The sequence below is a fragment of the Lactobacillus sp. ESL0233 genome, assembly GCF_003692995.1.
Lineage (GTDB): Bacteria > Bacillota > Bacilli > Lactobacillales > Lactobacillaceae > Lactobacillus > Lactobacillus bombicola.
The window spans coordinates 18,743-34,589 of record NZ_REHH01000009.1 but is presented as its reverse complement, the minus strand read 5'-3'; the positions used below and the strand labels follow the sequence as shown (position 1 = coordinate 34,589).

Below are 15,847 nucleotides of genomic sequence, written 5' to 3'. Positions count from 1 at the left end.
ATGGATATAACTTGGTCAACAATTAAACCGTTACTAAATGGATTATTCTTAATCTTAATTTCTTATCCTATTCTAGGTGGATTGGGTTGGTTTGTCGGAGGATTATGTTATAGATATGTATTTCGCAATAAGAAGAAATTTTTTACTACTATTGCTGAAAATAAGGAACCCTTTATTACGATTATGATTCCAGCGCATAATGAACAAGCAAGTTTAAAAGAAACTGTTACTTATTTACTTAATGAATTAAATTATAATAATTATGAAGTTTTAGTAATTGATGATTGTTCCACAGATCGAACGCCACAAATTTTACAATCCCTTCAAAAACATTATTCCAATTTGCGTGTTATTCGAGTTGAAAAAAATAAGGGTAAAGCCCATGCTTTTAACGTTGGGGTAGCTTTTGCTAAGGGAGAACTTGTACTTAGCAACGATGCTGACACCATCCCAGAACCGGATGCGTTAAACCGATATGTTAATTACTTTAATAGTCCAGAAGGACAAAATATTGCAGCCGTAACTTCTAATGTTGAAGTTAGGAATCGGACTAAACTGATTACCAAATCAATCACTGTTGAATTTTCTAGTATTGTTGGAATCATCAAGCGGGCTGAAATGGGTGTTTTTGGTAGTATCTTTGCTTACAGTGGTGCAAATACGATGTATCGTAAAAGCGCCTTAATGGATGTAGGCTTATTTCGTCAAGATCGTGCTACTGAAGATATTAGTATTGCGTGGGACCATCAATTAAATAATTGGCTGTCAGTTTTTGCCCCTAATATTATTTCTTATACATTAGTGCCGGAAACACTAAAAGATTTATACCATCAGCGTAAACGTTGGGCTAAGGGTGGTACGGAAGTTTGGTTGACTAACTTATTAAAAGTTTTACGCCATCCCATTAAAAATTTAGGCGAATCGTTATTATTATTTGACCAAACATTTAGTATTCTGTGGTCGTTCTTTTTTGCTATCTCGTCAATAATTTTTGTTTTTTTAGTAATCAATTATTGTGCTACGCAAAATTGGTCACAGTTGTTATATTTAATATTTTCAACTTTATTACTTATTTGCTTTGAAATGATTGCCGGAACTTTACAGCTGACTACGGCTTTATTGATTGATACTCGTGGAAATAAATTAAGTTATATTTTATTTGCCCCTATTTATTTATTATGTTTATGGGTAATTAATACTATTACAATAATCACTACTTTTATTCCTGCAGTAAAAACGATCTTGGGCTATGGATCCGGTACTTGGGTCAGTCCGACAAGATAGTCTTTAGGTGATTTTGTTTTAATTAATTTAAAAGCGCTTTTCTAATTAGAAGAACGCTTTTTATGTTTCTTAAAAAAGCAAAATAAAGTAAAAATATTTAAATTATATTTTTTCCAACTTAAATGGAAATTGTTACTAATTACAAAATAATCAATTTAAGTTAGGCTTAATTTCAGTAAAGCCTTTTAGGAATTGGAAGTGATAATAAAAATGAATTTTTCACAGGAAAACGTTTTTCTAAATGTAAGTGAGTCAAGCATTAATTCTTTGTTAAAGTATATTTCTGAAATCGCTGCTATAACAGGTTACACCACGGATGCTAAAGCTTTAAATAAGAGCTTTATTGATAGGGAAAAGGAATTTTCTACTGGTTTAGAAGATGGTTTTGCTATTCCACATGCTAAAACTGCTGCTGTTAAAAAGGCTGGCTTTTTATACTTTAGATTGGCAAATCCTTTAAAGTGGCAAACATATGATGATCAACCAGTAACGGATGTTTTTGCTTTGATGGTTCCACCTCAAAATGTAGGCAATGAGCATTTAAAAATGTTGGCTAATTTATCGACAGCCTTATTGGAACACGATTTTAAAAAAGAATTACGGCGAATGACTAATAGAAATGAAATAGCAAATTTTATTAATGAAAGAATAGGAGAGTAACAATTATGAATGTAGTCGGAGTATCAGCTTGTCCAGCAGGTTTAGCACATACACCAATGGCAGCTAAAGCCTTAGAGAAGGCAGGTAGAGAATTAGGTTGGAATGTTAAGATTGAACAACAGGGAATGATGGGGCCAGTTAATGCAATTACTCAAGAAGAAGCAAAAATAGCAGATTTTGTACTTATTGCTTCTGACCAAAAAATTACCAGTATGGAAAGATTTGAAGGCAAACCTATAATTAGGGTAGATATTAATACTTGTATTAAAGCACCAAAAGCTGTTTTGAAGAAGTGTGCTGCCGCGATTAAAAAGGAGGACTAAAAAATGAAACGGTTGCTAAGAGAATGGGAAGGAGCCGTTATGAGTGGGATTTCGTATATGATTCCTACTGTAATTGGTGGTGCCTTAGTAGTCGGAGTGCCACAGTTGATTGGCATGTGCTTTGGCTATGGTGACTTATCAAAATTCGCAAAATCTAGTGGATTTTTTCATATGTTGTATCAAATCAATCAGGTTGGTTGGATTGGAATTGGGCTAGTTAATTTAGTTATTGGCGGTTACATTGCTTATGCACTAGGAGATAAACCTGCATTAGGTGCAGGATTTATTGGTGGGCAGCTTGCTACTAACAATCAATTAGGATTTATCGGAGCAATTGTTGCGGGACTGATTGCTGGGTATGTTGCACGGTGGTGCCGAAAGATTAACGTTCCAGATAAATGGAATTCAGCAATTGAACTAATTATTATGCCGCTTTTAACAGTGGGCTCAGTTGCCTTATTTGTAGGTGTGGTGCTTACACCACCATTAGCTTGGATTAATAATGGTTTAACTTCATGGGTAAAATTCATGGTTGAACAAAAGACGAATGCAATTTTACTCGCAGCTATTATGGGAGGCATGATTGGTGTTGATCTTGGTGGCCCCGTTAATAAAGCAGCCTGGGGAGTTGGAAATTTCTTCTTTATCGAGGGAATTTATCAACCATGTCTATATACTAATATTGCTATTTGTGCAATTCCCATGGGTTACGCCATTATGAGTTTTATTTGGCCTAGAAATCGTTTTTCTTCTGAACTTTTAGAAATGGGTCATAATAATTTGATTATGGGTACATTTGGAATTACAGAAGGTGCAATTCCGTTTATGATGAAGGCTCCACAACTGATTATTGTGAATATCATTGGTGGTGCTTTAGGCTCAGCTACTGGAGCTTTTTTAGGAGTAAAATCACATATTCCCCCTTTAGGAGGACTGCCAGGTATTTTAACGGCTGATAATATTATTGCATATCTGGCTGGAATTTTAGTTTGTGCTATATTTATTGCAATTGTAGCACCATTAATTGCAGACTTTACTGATCAAAACTCAACTGGTAAAGAATCGATGAGCGATGATGATATAGAATTAAACATTCAATAATAATTACGGTAAAAACTATAGTTGAAAATTAAATCATCGTTATTTTCAAACTATAGTTTTTAACTTTAGGAGAAATAATGGTTAAAAAAGTTTTTATTGTTCCGCATACGCATTGGGATAGAGAATGGTTTTTTACTTCTTCTACTGCAAAAATTTATCTTTTAAAAGATTTAAAAGATGTAATCGATTGTTTAGCAAATGATATAAAATATCACTCTTTTTTATTAGATGGACAAGCTTCACTTATAGAAGATTATTTAAAATGGCGACCACAAGATATGGATCGGGTAAAAAAGTTAGTAAAGAATAAAAGGTTAATTTTAGGTCCATGGTACACGCAAACCGACCAATTCATGGTTTCAGCAGAAAGTATTGTTAATAATTTACGCATTGGAATGCAAGAATGCGATAAATTGGGTGGCTACATGAATATTGCTTATGTTCCTGATTCCTTTGGTCAGGAATCAAGTATGCCACAGATATACCGAGAATTTGACATTCATGATGCTGTTTTATATCGAGGATTCTCATTAAGTAGCGCTTCTAAATCTGAATTTATTTGGCAGGGCGAAGATGGCTCAGAAGTTACAGTTTACCGGATGGCTTGTGGCTATTTTATTGGTGGTGTAATTGATGAAACTAAATTAGCAGAATTAATGACAGAAGAACCATTTAAAACGGTTACTCTGACAGCAACCACTAATAATTTACTTTTTCCTAACGGCTCTGATATGGCTCCAATTAGATTTGATTTGCCAAAGTTTACTAGTAAATTAAATCATGCTAATGCTGGCAAATTTACTTTTAAAGTTGCTTCGCTTGAAGAATATATCAAGGCAGTTCGTCAACAAAATCCACTATTGAAACGGATAAGTGGTGAGCAAGATTGTGGAAAAGACATGCGTGTGCATAAATCAATTTATTCCTCTAGGGCGGATATTAAACAGCTCAATACAAAGTTACAATTTTATTTGAGTAATATTATGGAACCTATACTTACATTAGGTAATCACTTTGGTTTTGAATATCCAGAGCAAGCAGTTAATGATATTTGGAAAAAAATGTTTAAAAATGCTGCTCATGATTCAATGGGAAATTGTGTTTCTGATCGTGTAAACGAAGATATTGAAATGCGGTATAAAGAAGTTCAAGATCTTGCAACCGGTCTAGTTGAACTTACCATGCGAGAAATTTCTACTAGGATAGAAAATGCTAATCATCCAATAACTCTTACAGTATTTAATTCAATGCCAGTTATTCGTAATGAGGTCTTACATTATACCCTATATTCACCAAGCCGAGCCTTTTCAATTCGAGATATGCAGGGTAGCAATATTCAATTCGAAATTACAAATATTAAAGATGTAACAAAAAAAATAACTGATGCAACTATTCAATTAGATCCAGGTAAGCAAATTTATCACCCACAGAAAGTTTATCAAATTGATTTAGATATCGAATGTACACAAATTCCATCATTTGGATATAAGCAACTATACTTGTCAGTTTTACCTGATCAAGAGTGCCGCCTTAAGCGAATTGTAGAAGGTAAGATGATTGAAAATGAATTTTACCGTATTGAAGTTAACGACGATGGTAGTTTAAATATTTTGGATAAAAGTAATCAATATCTTTATCAAAATCAAGCTATTCTAGAAGAAAATGGAGACGATGGGGACTCCTATAATTATTCACCACCACGAAAAGATATGCATATCTTTTCAACTCAGCAATCTTATAAAGTTTATCAATATTTAGGAAAGTTAAAAAATCAGTTAATCATTAATTTTAATTTTAAAATACCAAGTAATTTAACTAAACGTGCGCAAAAAGTTGTTGATACTACCATGCCAGTTAGTTTGGAGGTTACTTTAACTAAAAATAGCAAAATTATTGCTTTTAAAATTAATGTTGATAATAGAAAGTCTAAAAGTCATCGATTGTGTATTAATTTTGATAGTGAAATAGTGACTAAGACAAGTATTGCAGATATGCAATTTGGAACGGTTAAAAGACAAGTAGTTAAAGAAAAAGAACTGACTTTATGGCGGCAAGAAACTGATAAATGGCAGGAAATGCCTATTTCAATCAATACGATGCAAAGTTTTGTTGCCATATCTAATAATACAAGATGTATGGCTGTAATACCTCAAGGTGTAAGAGAGTATGAATGTATTGGGAAAAACCATTCTATTATGAGGTTAACAATTTTTCGTACTTATGGGATGTTGGGCAAAAAAAATTTGTTATATCGACCTGGTAGAGCTTCTGGTGATGAGACCGTGGTTACACCACAGGCTCAATTGCAAAAAAAGTTATCTTTTGAATTTGCTTTAAAAACATTGGCTACAACTTATGATCAAAGTAGCTTGGCAAATGAAGTAAAGCAGTGGGATACTCCTTTACAAATTTATGAGTACGCAGAGTTCTTAAATGGCCGATTAACTTTTCCATTTAACCCAGTGAAAAGAAAATACAAAGAGGAATTGAGCTTATTTAAACTTGAAAGTAATTTGGTAACAAGCACAATTAAAACAGTTCCAGGTACTAAGTCCTATGAAATCCGATTATATAATCCACTATTCCATGAAGTAGGCGGGAAAATTGTATTCACCCAGACTCCTAAGCTTGTTAAATTGGTTAATTTAAAAGGAGTCGGTCAATCAGAATTATTAATTGAAAATAATCAAGTAGTTTTACCCAAATTAAAACATGCAAAATTTATAACAGTTTATTGTCAATTTTAGGAGGGATTATGGTTAAAGCATATTTTGTCAATCATACTCATTGGGATCGAGAATGGTATTTTACATCACAAGATGCACAAGTACTGAGTGATCAATTATTTACAGAAGTTTTAGATGAATTAGAGAATCATCCAGAAGCAAATTTTACTTTAGATGGTCAGATGTCTATCATTGATGAATATGTTGAAATTCATCCTGAGGGCAAGAAAAGAATTCATCGTTTAGTAGAGCGTAAACAGCTCTTTATTGGCCCGTGGTACACACAAACGGATGCGATGGTTCCAAGCGCTGAATCGCTACTTAGAAATTTAATTATTGGCATTATTGATGCTAAAGAAAACTATGGTAATCCAATGATGTTAGGCTATTTGCCTGATACATTTGGTTTTAATGCCAATTTGCCAATGATCCTACATCAAGTTGATATTCATGATTTTTTATCTTGGCGTGGTACAAACTTTCAAAGGCAAACTAATTCAGTTTATTTCAAGTGGAAAGCACTGGGCGGGAAGGCAGTTTTTGCAGCAAATTTTCCTTTGGGTTACTATACCGGTCAAATTGATTTAGTCTCAAAACAAAATTTGCAAAAATTTGTTAAAGAGCGTTTAGATAAAGGAATAGAATTTGAAGTCGCAAATGGTCATCATGATGAAGTTTTAATACCATCCGGTATCGATCAAATGAATATTATTCATAATATTTCAGCAACATTGAAGGAGGTGAACAAATATTCGCGTTATGAAGTTATCAACAGTACTTATCCCAAGTTTATGGCTAAATTACATAGTAAAAAATTACCTACATATCAGGGAGAATTGCGCTACCCTACCTACTCGCGCGTTCACCGTACAATTACTTCAGTTAGGTCAAGAAATAAAAGACAAAATTTCAACTTAGAGCAAGTAATTACTCGAAGATTGGAACCATTAATGGTTATTGCACGTTACGCGAATATTCCAATTTCTAACGGAATTGTTATTAAACTCTGGAAATTATTATTTGAATTACAGCCCCACGATACTCTTGGTGGTAGTGTGACTGATAATGTAGCCATTGATATAGACCACCGTTTTAAGCAGGCTTTTGAAATCGCGGCAGGAGTTGAAAATTATATCAAAAAAAGATTGGCTCAACGGTTATCTTTAACTGATCATGATGTTATTGTATTTAATACCGATCCTTATAATTTTGATGGACGTAAGACAATTGAAATTATTAGTTCAAGTAAAAAAATTAAATTTCCTAATCAAAATCAGGCGGTTATTTTAGCCAGTGAGAAGATACTATCGCGTCCTAATATTATGCAATTAACTCCTAATGGTTATGAATTTAAAGATGAACCTGGATATTACAAAATAAAGGTAAGCTTAAAAATTAAGATGCAAGGATTAGGCTATCAAGTAGTTCATTTTGAAGATTGCGAAACACCGTGTGAAGAATTAAGGCAAGATGTGGGGACGAAAATCACTAATCAAGATATTGATTTATCTTTTTTAGATGGCAAATTCACAATGAAAACGGCTAATAAAATTTTTCCTGATGTGATTCGTATTTATGATCAAGGAAATGATGGTGATACTTATGACTTTTCACCACTAAAAGGTGATCAAGAAATTCATCTTCCATGGAATGGTAATGTTAAAAAATATAGTGCTTCAGGCATTGAACGTATGACTTTAACAGGAACTTGGGAGCTGCCAAGAACTTTAAAAGATCGTTTAAAGGAAAAACAAACTGCTGAAATAAAATACAAATTAATCCTAGAATTAAGAAAAGATTCACCTGTGTTAGGTGCTAAATTGGAGATTGATAATCAAGCTCTATCTCATCGTTTGCGGCTAAAGATAAAAACAGGAATTACCACTAATTTTGCACATGCTCAGATTCAAGGTGGCTTTAGCAAGACCATTAATGAAAGAATTGCAGATAATTGGAATGATGAATTTGTTGAAAAACCGGTAAATATTTATGTATTCGATCGCTGTGTTGGCCTGTGCGATAAAATTAATGGCTTATACTTCTTTGGTACGGGTCAAAAAGAGTATGAGAAAGTTGCAGATTTCCTTTTAATTACGTTAATGGCAACTACAGGGCAATTGGGTAAATCTGATTTACTATGGCGTCCTGGCCGAGCTTCTGGTGATACTACTTCAGTGGGGCATGTAATGATGCCCACCCCATTAGCGCAAGAATTAGGACAAAATGAATTCGTTTTTGGGTTATGTGCTTATAATGGTTCAAAATTAAATGAAAAACAGATAGCTCAGGACTTAACTAAGTGGTATACCCCATCTGTTAGTTATCAAATGCAAACACATAATCTATTTGTGAATCGTTTAGATAATAAATTATGGGATATAGAATATCCTACTGGGCTTCATGAACTTAAAAAAGAGCAATCTTGGTTGACAATTGAACCAGGAGTTGAGGTTTCAGCATTATATCTTGCCTATACGGTAGAAAATAGTTTGATTTTGCGATTATCTAATCTTACTAATGAGACACAGGATGTGTCATATCTTGAAAAATTGGGTTATAAAGTTATTAATGGCCTTGAAGAAATTGGAAAACAAAGTTTTCAAATTGCTCCCTATGACATGATTACTTTAATCAAACAGATATAGGAATATGTAAGTAAAAGTGGATTACAAAAAGGGGAACGGTATGAAACTATCCTATAAACGATTAGGCAATATTTTGGCAGATTTATTAAATAACTCTGCCAATTGTTATGTTTCCTCCGCTTTTCTAGCTAAAAAATATAATGTTAGTACGAGAACGATTAGGTCCGATATTCAGGAATTAAATAAGGAATTGGATTATTACAAAGTAAAAATAAAAAATAAAAGAGGAAGTGGCTTTTATCTTGCTTATTTAGATCAAAATTTACGTAAACAATTAATGAAGATTGCGCAAAGTAATTTACCAGCTTCAAGTTCTAGTGAACGAATTATTGAAATTGAGCAATACTTGTTAGTTAATAATCAAATTAAACTGTCTGAACTAACTGATCGCTTTTTTATTAGTGACAATACTTTTTTTACTTATTTAGTAACAATAAAAAAAGATTTTAATGAAGTTGGACTAAAAATTATTAAATCAAAAGATTGTTATTACTTAAAAGGAACAGAAACTGTTAAAAGAAAATTCATTATTACCAAATTAATTAATAAAAGTTCAAATGCTTATATTGTGGGGTTTACTGAACAGGAAAAAATTATTTTTGCTAATATTAGACTTGATAGATTAAAACAGATAGTCCATAGTTTTTTACATCAATATAATTATTCTTTATCAGATATTAATACAAAAAATATAATCTTGCATATTGCCCTAGCAATCTCACGGGTAAAGCTAGGTTATTCACTAGAGAAATCTCATAAGCTAAAAATCAAAGGTAATGTTTCAGCTGCTATTAGCAAGTTATTTACTAATTTAGAAAAAGAATTTTGCATTAAGCTAAATGAATGTGAACGTAATGATTTAATTTATCATTTTGCCATGAATTATCCTGAATGTGTTACTGATAAAATTAGGGCTAAAACTAATAAAGATATTAATAAGGCGGTCAGGATTTTTTTAAAAAATATAAAAAAAGAGTTTGCATTAGACTTAGTAAATGATCCAGAATTATGTATTAACTTAACTCAACATTTAAATAATTTAGTCAAAATAAAAAAAGTTAATGGCAATAGAAAAAATCCACTATTGAGTGTGATTTTATCTACATTTCCTTATGCCTATGAAATTACAGCTTATTCGGCACCATATTTGGAACATATGCTTAATTTAAAACTTGATGATGATGAATTGTCCTTCATCACATTACATGTGGGTGCTGCAATTGAACGGCAGGGGATGAAATCAACCAAAAAAAATACAGCTTTAATTTGTGGCAATGGTATATCAACTGCTGCTTTAGTTAGAGCAAAATTGCAGTCACAGTTTACAGCTTTTTTAAATATTACTGGAACTTATACCTACGAGGAATATTTAGCAGGAAAAGCTACTGATAATGATTTTTTAATTACAATGGTTCCGATTACTGATGCACCTATTCCAGTCATTCAAATTGATTTGGTGAATTTAAATAATGATATTATTCAGCTTTCGGAATATTTGAAGTCACTTAATAATCCATACCAAAAAATTGATAAATTGTTTGATACGGAAAATATTTACTTAGTCAAGCAAAATATGACTAAAAAGCAATTATTAAATATGTTAATAAAAAATTTGGAGAGCAAAGCAATTGTAAATAAGGACTTTATGCAAAAAGTGAATGAAAGAGAACAGATGTATTCAACGGCTATTGGTGGGAAAATTGCTATTCCGCATTCTTTAGGCTATGCAACTAAAAAATCTAAAGTTTCATTTGCACGTTTAAGTAAAGCAATTAAGTGGGATGAAAAGAACGAAGTAAAGTATGTCTTTCTCCTGGCGATTTCCCGTGATGATTATTTAAGTATCCAAAAATTATTTGATTTTATTGTGGACTTGCAAACCAATCCCACCTTTAGGAAAATAATAGATAAGAGTTCTAATGCACAGGAAGTGAAGAACGCTATTAGTATGTTAATTAAAAAAAGTTATTAGGGAGATAGAAATGCTAGGTTCAATTGAAGCAGGTGGAACAAAGTTTGTTTGTGCAATAGGTAATGAAAATTATCAAATCCAAGATCAAATTACTATACCAACAACTACACCACAAGAAACAATAAAAAAAGTTATAGACTATTTTAAGGGGTATCCAGTTGATGCAATCAGCATTGCATCTTTTGGACCAATCGAAATTCGAAAAACGGCTCATAATTATGGTTATATCACGACGACGCCCAAAAAAGGCTGGCAAGATACTAACATTGTGGGTATGCTAAAACAGGAAATCAATGTACCCATTTTTTTTACTACTGATGTGAATGGTTCAGCCTATGGTGAATATGTAATGACTTTACTTGCTAACGAAGACATTAATTCTCTTCTATATTACACAATTGGAACTGGAGTTGGTGGCGGTGCAATTATTGCGGGTAAGCTGGTGGGCAGTTTAGGGCATCCAGAAATGGGCCATGTTAAGGTTAAACGCCACCCAGATGACTTGAAATTTAAAGGTATTTGTCCTTTTCATGCCGATTGTTTAGAAGGACTTGTTGCAGGGCCAACGTTTGAAGCACGTCTTGGTAAAAAAGGAGCCGAAGTTCCAATTTCACATCCAGTTTGGGATATAATGAGCTATTATGTTGCTCAGGCTGCATTGCAGGCAACTTTATTATTCCGTCCTGATAAAATTGTTTTCGGTGGCGGTGTAACTAGTGAAGCGTTTTTACAAAAAGTGCGCCGTGATTTTGCGCAAATGTTAAACGGCTATCTTCAAGTACCAGATCTAAACAGATATATCACAATGCCAGAAATTCTTGATAATGGTTCAGCGACAGTAGGAAATTTTGCTTTGGCCAAAAGAATCCTTAAGGCCATTGATTAGTTAAAAAAATAAAAAGACAAAATGAGTTTATTATCATTTTGTCTTTTTTTATACATGATTTAAAGTTACTTCGCCTTGATCATAGCGATTTCTAGTTTGGGAATATTCAAAAGGTAGCCCATTGGTTAAAAAACAGACTTGTTCAATTTCAAAAATTGGATCATTTTTTTGACAGTTTAGGTATAACTGATCATAAGCATCGGCTTTATCTGCCCGAAAAGTGCGATTTGCCTTGCCAATTTTCAAATTAAGATCGTGCTCAATATAATGATAAATAGATTTTTTTAATATTTTAGGCGTAACATGGGGGATCAGTTTGACGGGCATAATTGTATATTCTAGTCTAACTGGACTATTGTGTAAAAGACGTGAGCGGATAATATCATAAACTAATTCCTGTTTATTCAGCTTTAATAAAGAAATTTCTTGGTGAGTAGGTTTTCGCACATCAAAAGAAATTACATGGCTTGTTAAAAATTGGCTATTTTTTATTCGTTCAGTAAAACCTACGTGTTCAATGGCATTATCCTTTTTGGAGATTTCTTGTTCTTCTGCTGTCAGAATCATAGTTCCATGACCACGGATTGGCTCTACGATACTTTTATATTGTAAAAAATGTAGGGCATTAATAATTGTTACCTTACTAGTATGATAAGTTTTTGCCAATTGATCAATATGGGGCAGTTGACATTGGTATTTGTGCAAAAGAATATCTTGTTCAATTTGATTGGCAATTAAAACATATTTGGGTTGCTTATGCATAATAGTTATTCCTTTCATCTTTCATAAGTAGACAATTTACTTTACTTACATTTTGGCAAATATTTACTTGGAAAGTAAAGTGCAATAATATTATTTTTGAAAGCGCTTTTAAAATTTGAGAAAGAAGAAATATGATGGCTAAATTTTTTTGGGGAAATTCAACTTCAAGTATGCAAACAGAAGGTGGCTGGAATGAAGGGGGAAAAACTTTATCTGTTTATGATATTAGAAAGGCCGGGAATCACATAAGTGATTGGCATTTTGCTAACGATAACTACCACCACTTAACTGAAGATTTAGATTATATGCAAGATTTAGGAATGAATATGTATCGTTTTCAAGTATCCTGGTCGCGCATAATTAAGAATGGAGATGGTACTATCAATAAGGAGGGCTTTGACTACTACGATAAGTTGGTTGATGAACTAAGCAAACGCAATATTGAACCGATGATATGTCTTTATCACTTTGATATGCCGTTACATTTAGCTCAGGACTACAATGGCTTTATTAGTAAAAAAGTTTGTCGTGATTTTATTCGCTATAGCAAAATCGTGATTGACCATTTTGCAGGTAAAGTTAAATATTGGATTACTTTTAACGAACAAAATTTGTACCATACGATGGAAGTTTTTAAAATTTCAGGTTATTTAAAAGGCAAGAAAACAATTTCAGAACTATATCAAATTGCGCATAATGTAATGTTTTGTCATGCGACAATTGCAAATTATTTACACAATAAAACTAAGGCAAAAATTGGTGGCATGTTAGCTTATAGTCAGGTCTATCCAGCAACAGCCAATCCGCAAGATGTATTTATGGCTAATCAAATCGATGAGTTTTTAAATTTTAATTTACTCGATGCTTTTGCTTTGGGACAATATTCGACTGCTGTTACGCAATATATTAAAAAGCAGAGTATTAATATTCAGGTCAATCAAGCTGAATTGGCAGAAATTGCAAAATTAAAAAGTGATTTTTTAAGTTTTAGTTATTATGCTTCTAGTACAATTGATGCTAGTAAAATTCCTGAAAATACGTCTCCTAACCAGTATTTGAATTTTGGTAAAAAGGATAATCCTTATTTAAAGTCAACTGAGTGGGGTTGGCAAATAGATCCCCTAGGATTTAGAGACGTTTTAAATAAAATATATCAACGTTATCATTTGCCCGTTTTCCCTATTGAAAATGGAATTGGGGTACGAGAAAGGTGGGATGGTAAGCATCAAATTGCTGATGATTATCGTATTAGTTACCATCGCGATCATATTAAAGCAATGCAACAAGCCATAAATGAAGATGGAGTAAATGTAATGGGGTACCTTGGTTGGGGCCTAATTGATATTATGAGTTCACAAGGTGATATGGAAAAAAGATATGGTGTCGTCTATGTTAATCGTACAAATCATGATTTGCGTGATATGAAACGCGTTCCTAAAAAAAGTTATGCATGGTTGAAAAAAGTTATTCATTCAAATGGTCAAGATTTAACTTAAGTTTAGAGGTGATTAAAATGAATAATTCAGCTAAGAATCAGGCTCATCCACAATTACAAAAATTTTTAGATAAATTTACAGAAGTTTCAGTCCAAATTGGTAACCAGGTTCATTTAAGATCATTGCGGGATGCTTTTGCCACATTAATGCCAATGTTTATTTTAGCTGGTGTTGCTGTTTTGTTTAATAATGTCATTTTTACTTGGTTAATGAAGGGAGCAATTTTAGCAAGATTTCAAGTTTTTGGCACAGCCTTAACAAATGGCACATTAAATATAGCTAGTATCTTAATTGCACCCATGATTGGGTATTATTTAGCTAAAAATAAGGTTTACGAAAATCCAATTTCTGCCGCTGCAGTTTCTTTGGCAGCAGTTTTTATTATGTTAGCGATTAAAGTCAATGTTGTGCCGCTTTCAGGGAAAAAACCAGTTGAAATAACTGGTGCAGCTTTATATTCACAAATTGGCACGACAGGCATGTTTGCCGGTATCATTATTGGTTTACTGGCGACCGAAATTTATACTAGATTGACTAAAGTTAAGGTGCTGAAAATCAATTTAGGAGATCAGGTACCGCCTGCCGTAGGACAAAGCTTTAGCTCTTTAATCCCATCACTTTTAACTTTAAGTGTATTTGGCATTTTGGCAGCTATTTTTGCTTATTTTAAAACAGATTTGGTAACTTTAATTTCGCGCTTAATTCAAAATCCCTTACGGTCAGTTAATACTTCTCTTCCAGGCTTTTTATTAATTTACTCTACAGGTAATTTTCTTTATACTCTTGGGATTCATCAAACTGTTATTAACGGCTCACTTCTTGACCCATTGAATCTGGTTAACATGAACGAAAATATGGCAGCTGTTGCAGCTGGTAAACAGCCAATTCATATTATCAACACAGACTTTGTAACAGTATATTCACAAATGGGTGGAACCGGCCTGACCTTATCCTTGATTATTGCTGTTTTATTGGTTTCGCGCTATAAGCCTTATAAAGATGTAGTTAGATTGGCAACTGTTCCGGGAATATTTGAAATTAATGAACCAATCATTTTTGGTTTTCCCATAGTTTTTAATATTCCAATGATTATTCCTTTTGTATTAAGTCCAGTAATTGGGTCATTAATTGGATATTTTGCAACGGCAATTGGTTTTGTTAAGCCACTTAGTGTACTAATTCCTTGGACAACTCCCCCACTTTTAAGTGGACTTTTGGCCAGCGCTGGAGATTGGAAGGTTGTATTAGTTCAACTTATCATTTTAATAATTTGTACGTTATTCTATATTCCGTTCATTAAAATTTCTGAGCGAGTAGCTTTAAAGCAAGCAGAACGACTATAATTTAAATGATAATTTCAATAAACCTGGTTAAAAAGGCCATATTAGTCTGCATTATAATTTGAATTGAATAAAAACCATATTAAGGAGCTAATCCCACTATTTAAGTGGGAATTAGCTTTTTTGCTTAGATTTATTGTTGAAAAAGAACGACTAAATTTTAATGTGGTTAGTCTTTATGATTTTAAACAAATTAAACGCTTAATTGCTAAGCATAATGTTGAAATAAAAGTTATTAAATATTATCTTCAGTTAAATAACTTATTAAACAGATAATTAGCAATTACTTTAATTAAATTCAGCAAATAATACTAAATAAAACTAGTAATATTGTTATGTAAATATATAATTTAAAAAGCTATTATTTTTAAAATTATATAGATATAGATAATAAAAATAAAGCAAAAATCTAATTATTTTGGCAAAAAATATCAGTTTGATATATTTTGTTAATAAAATGTTAATTGTGTATACTTTTATATTTTAGCAAAAACTATTTTTCTCAAAAAAATCTAAAAACATCTTTTGCTAAAACGTTATTTTATATCGCTAAAAATATTATATATTAAATAGTACAAATAAATTATAAAATATATTTTAATGGAATCAAATAACTAATATTGATAATTTTAATTATAAATGCAATGCCTTA

At 32.4% G+C, this 15,847-nt stretch carries 11 protein-coding genes; 10 read left to right on the top strand and 1 reads right to left on the bottom strand.

Annotated features, from left to right (window positions below; translation table 11 throughout):
- From F5ESL0233_RS06430 to scrK, 8 genes are all read left to right on the top strand, one after another.
- Positions 1–1,284 carry a glycosyltransferase family 2 protein gene (locus F5ESL0233_RS06430; protein ID WP_122059350.1) on the top strand — a complete coding sequence of 428 codons (1,284 nt, stop codon included), beginning with the start codon at positions 1–3 and terminating at the stop codon, positions 1,282–1,284.
- A 210-nt stretch (positions 1,285–1,494) separates the two neighbouring features.
- Positions 1,495–1,944 carry a PTS sugar transporter subunit IIA gene (locus F5ESL0233_RS06425; protein ID WP_122059349.1) on the top strand — a complete coding sequence of 150 codons (450 nt, stop codon included), beginning with the start codon at positions 1,495–1,497 and terminating at the stop codon, positions 1,942–1,944.
- Between the two features lie 5 nt (positions 1,945–1,949).
- On the top strand, positions 1,950–2,267 hold the full coding sequence (locus F5ESL0233_RS06420) for a PTS fructose transporter subunit IIB (RefSeq protein WP_122059347.1): 318 nt from the start codon (positions 1,950–1,952) through the stop codon (positions 2,265–2,267).
- A 3-nt stretch (positions 2,268–2,270) separates the two neighbouring features.
- Positions 2,271–3,368 (top strand): PTS fructose transporter subunit IIC, encoded by a 1,098-nt coding sequence (locus F5ESL0233_RS06415; RefSeq protein ID WP_122059345.1) that lies wholly within the window; start codon positions 2,271–2,273, stop codon positions 3,366–3,368.
- A gap of 77 nt (positions 3,369–3,445) precedes the next feature.
- Positions 3,446–6,115: a glycoside hydrolase family 38 C-terminal domain-containing protein gene (locus tag F5ESL0233_RS06410; RefSeq protein WP_122059344.1), complete on the top strand. Its 2,670-nt coding sequence runs from the start codon at positions 3,446–3,448 to the stop codon at positions 6,113–6,115.
- An 8-nt stretch (positions 6,116–6,123) separates the two neighbouring features.
- On the top strand, positions 6,124–8,739 hold the full coding sequence (locus F5ESL0233_RS06405) for a glycoside hydrolase family 38 C-terminal domain-containing protein (RefSeq protein ID WP_122059342.1): 2,616 nt from the start codon (positions 6,124–6,126) through the stop codon (positions 8,737–8,739).
- A 40-nt stretch (positions 8,740–8,779) separates the two neighbouring features.
- Positions 8,780–10,711, top strand: coding sequence for a transcription antiterminator (locus tag F5ESL0233_RS06400; RefSeq protein WP_122059340.1), 1,932 nt, complete (start codon positions 8,780–8,782; stop codon positions 10,709–10,711).
- A gap of 10 nt (positions 10,712–10,721) precedes the next feature.
- Positions 10,722–11,597, top strand: coding sequence for a fructokinase ScrK (scrK, locus tag F5ESL0233_RS06395; protein ID WP_122059338.1), 876 nt, complete (start codon positions 10,722–10,724; stop codon positions 11,595–11,597).
- Positions 11,598–11,645: 48 nt separating this feature from the next.
- On the opposite strand, the gene F5ESL0233_RS06390 is transcribed toward scrK, so the two are convergent.
- Complete coding sequence (locus tag F5ESL0233_RS06390; protein WP_122059336.1) at positions 11,646–12,359, bottom strand: GntR family transcriptional regulator; 714 nt, start codon at positions 12,357–12,359, stop codon at positions 11,646–11,648.
- A 134-nt stretch (positions 12,360–12,493) separates the two neighbouring features.
- On the opposite strand from F5ESL0233_RS06390, the gene F5ESL0233_RS06385 reads away from it, so the two are divergent.
- Complete coding sequence (locus tag F5ESL0233_RS06385; protein ID WP_122059334.1) at positions 12,494–13,855, top strand: glycoside hydrolase family 1 protein; 1,362 nt, start codon at positions 12,494–12,496, stop codon at positions 13,853–13,855.
- A gap of 17 nt (positions 13,856–13,872) precedes the next feature.
- Positions 13,873–15,198, top strand: a complete 1,326-nt coding sequence (locus F5ESL0233_RS06380) for a PTS sugar transporter subunit IIC (protein WP_122059628.1) — start codon at positions 13,873–13,875, stop codon at positions 15,196–15,198.
- Positions 15,199–15,847 lie beyond the last annotated feature (649 nt).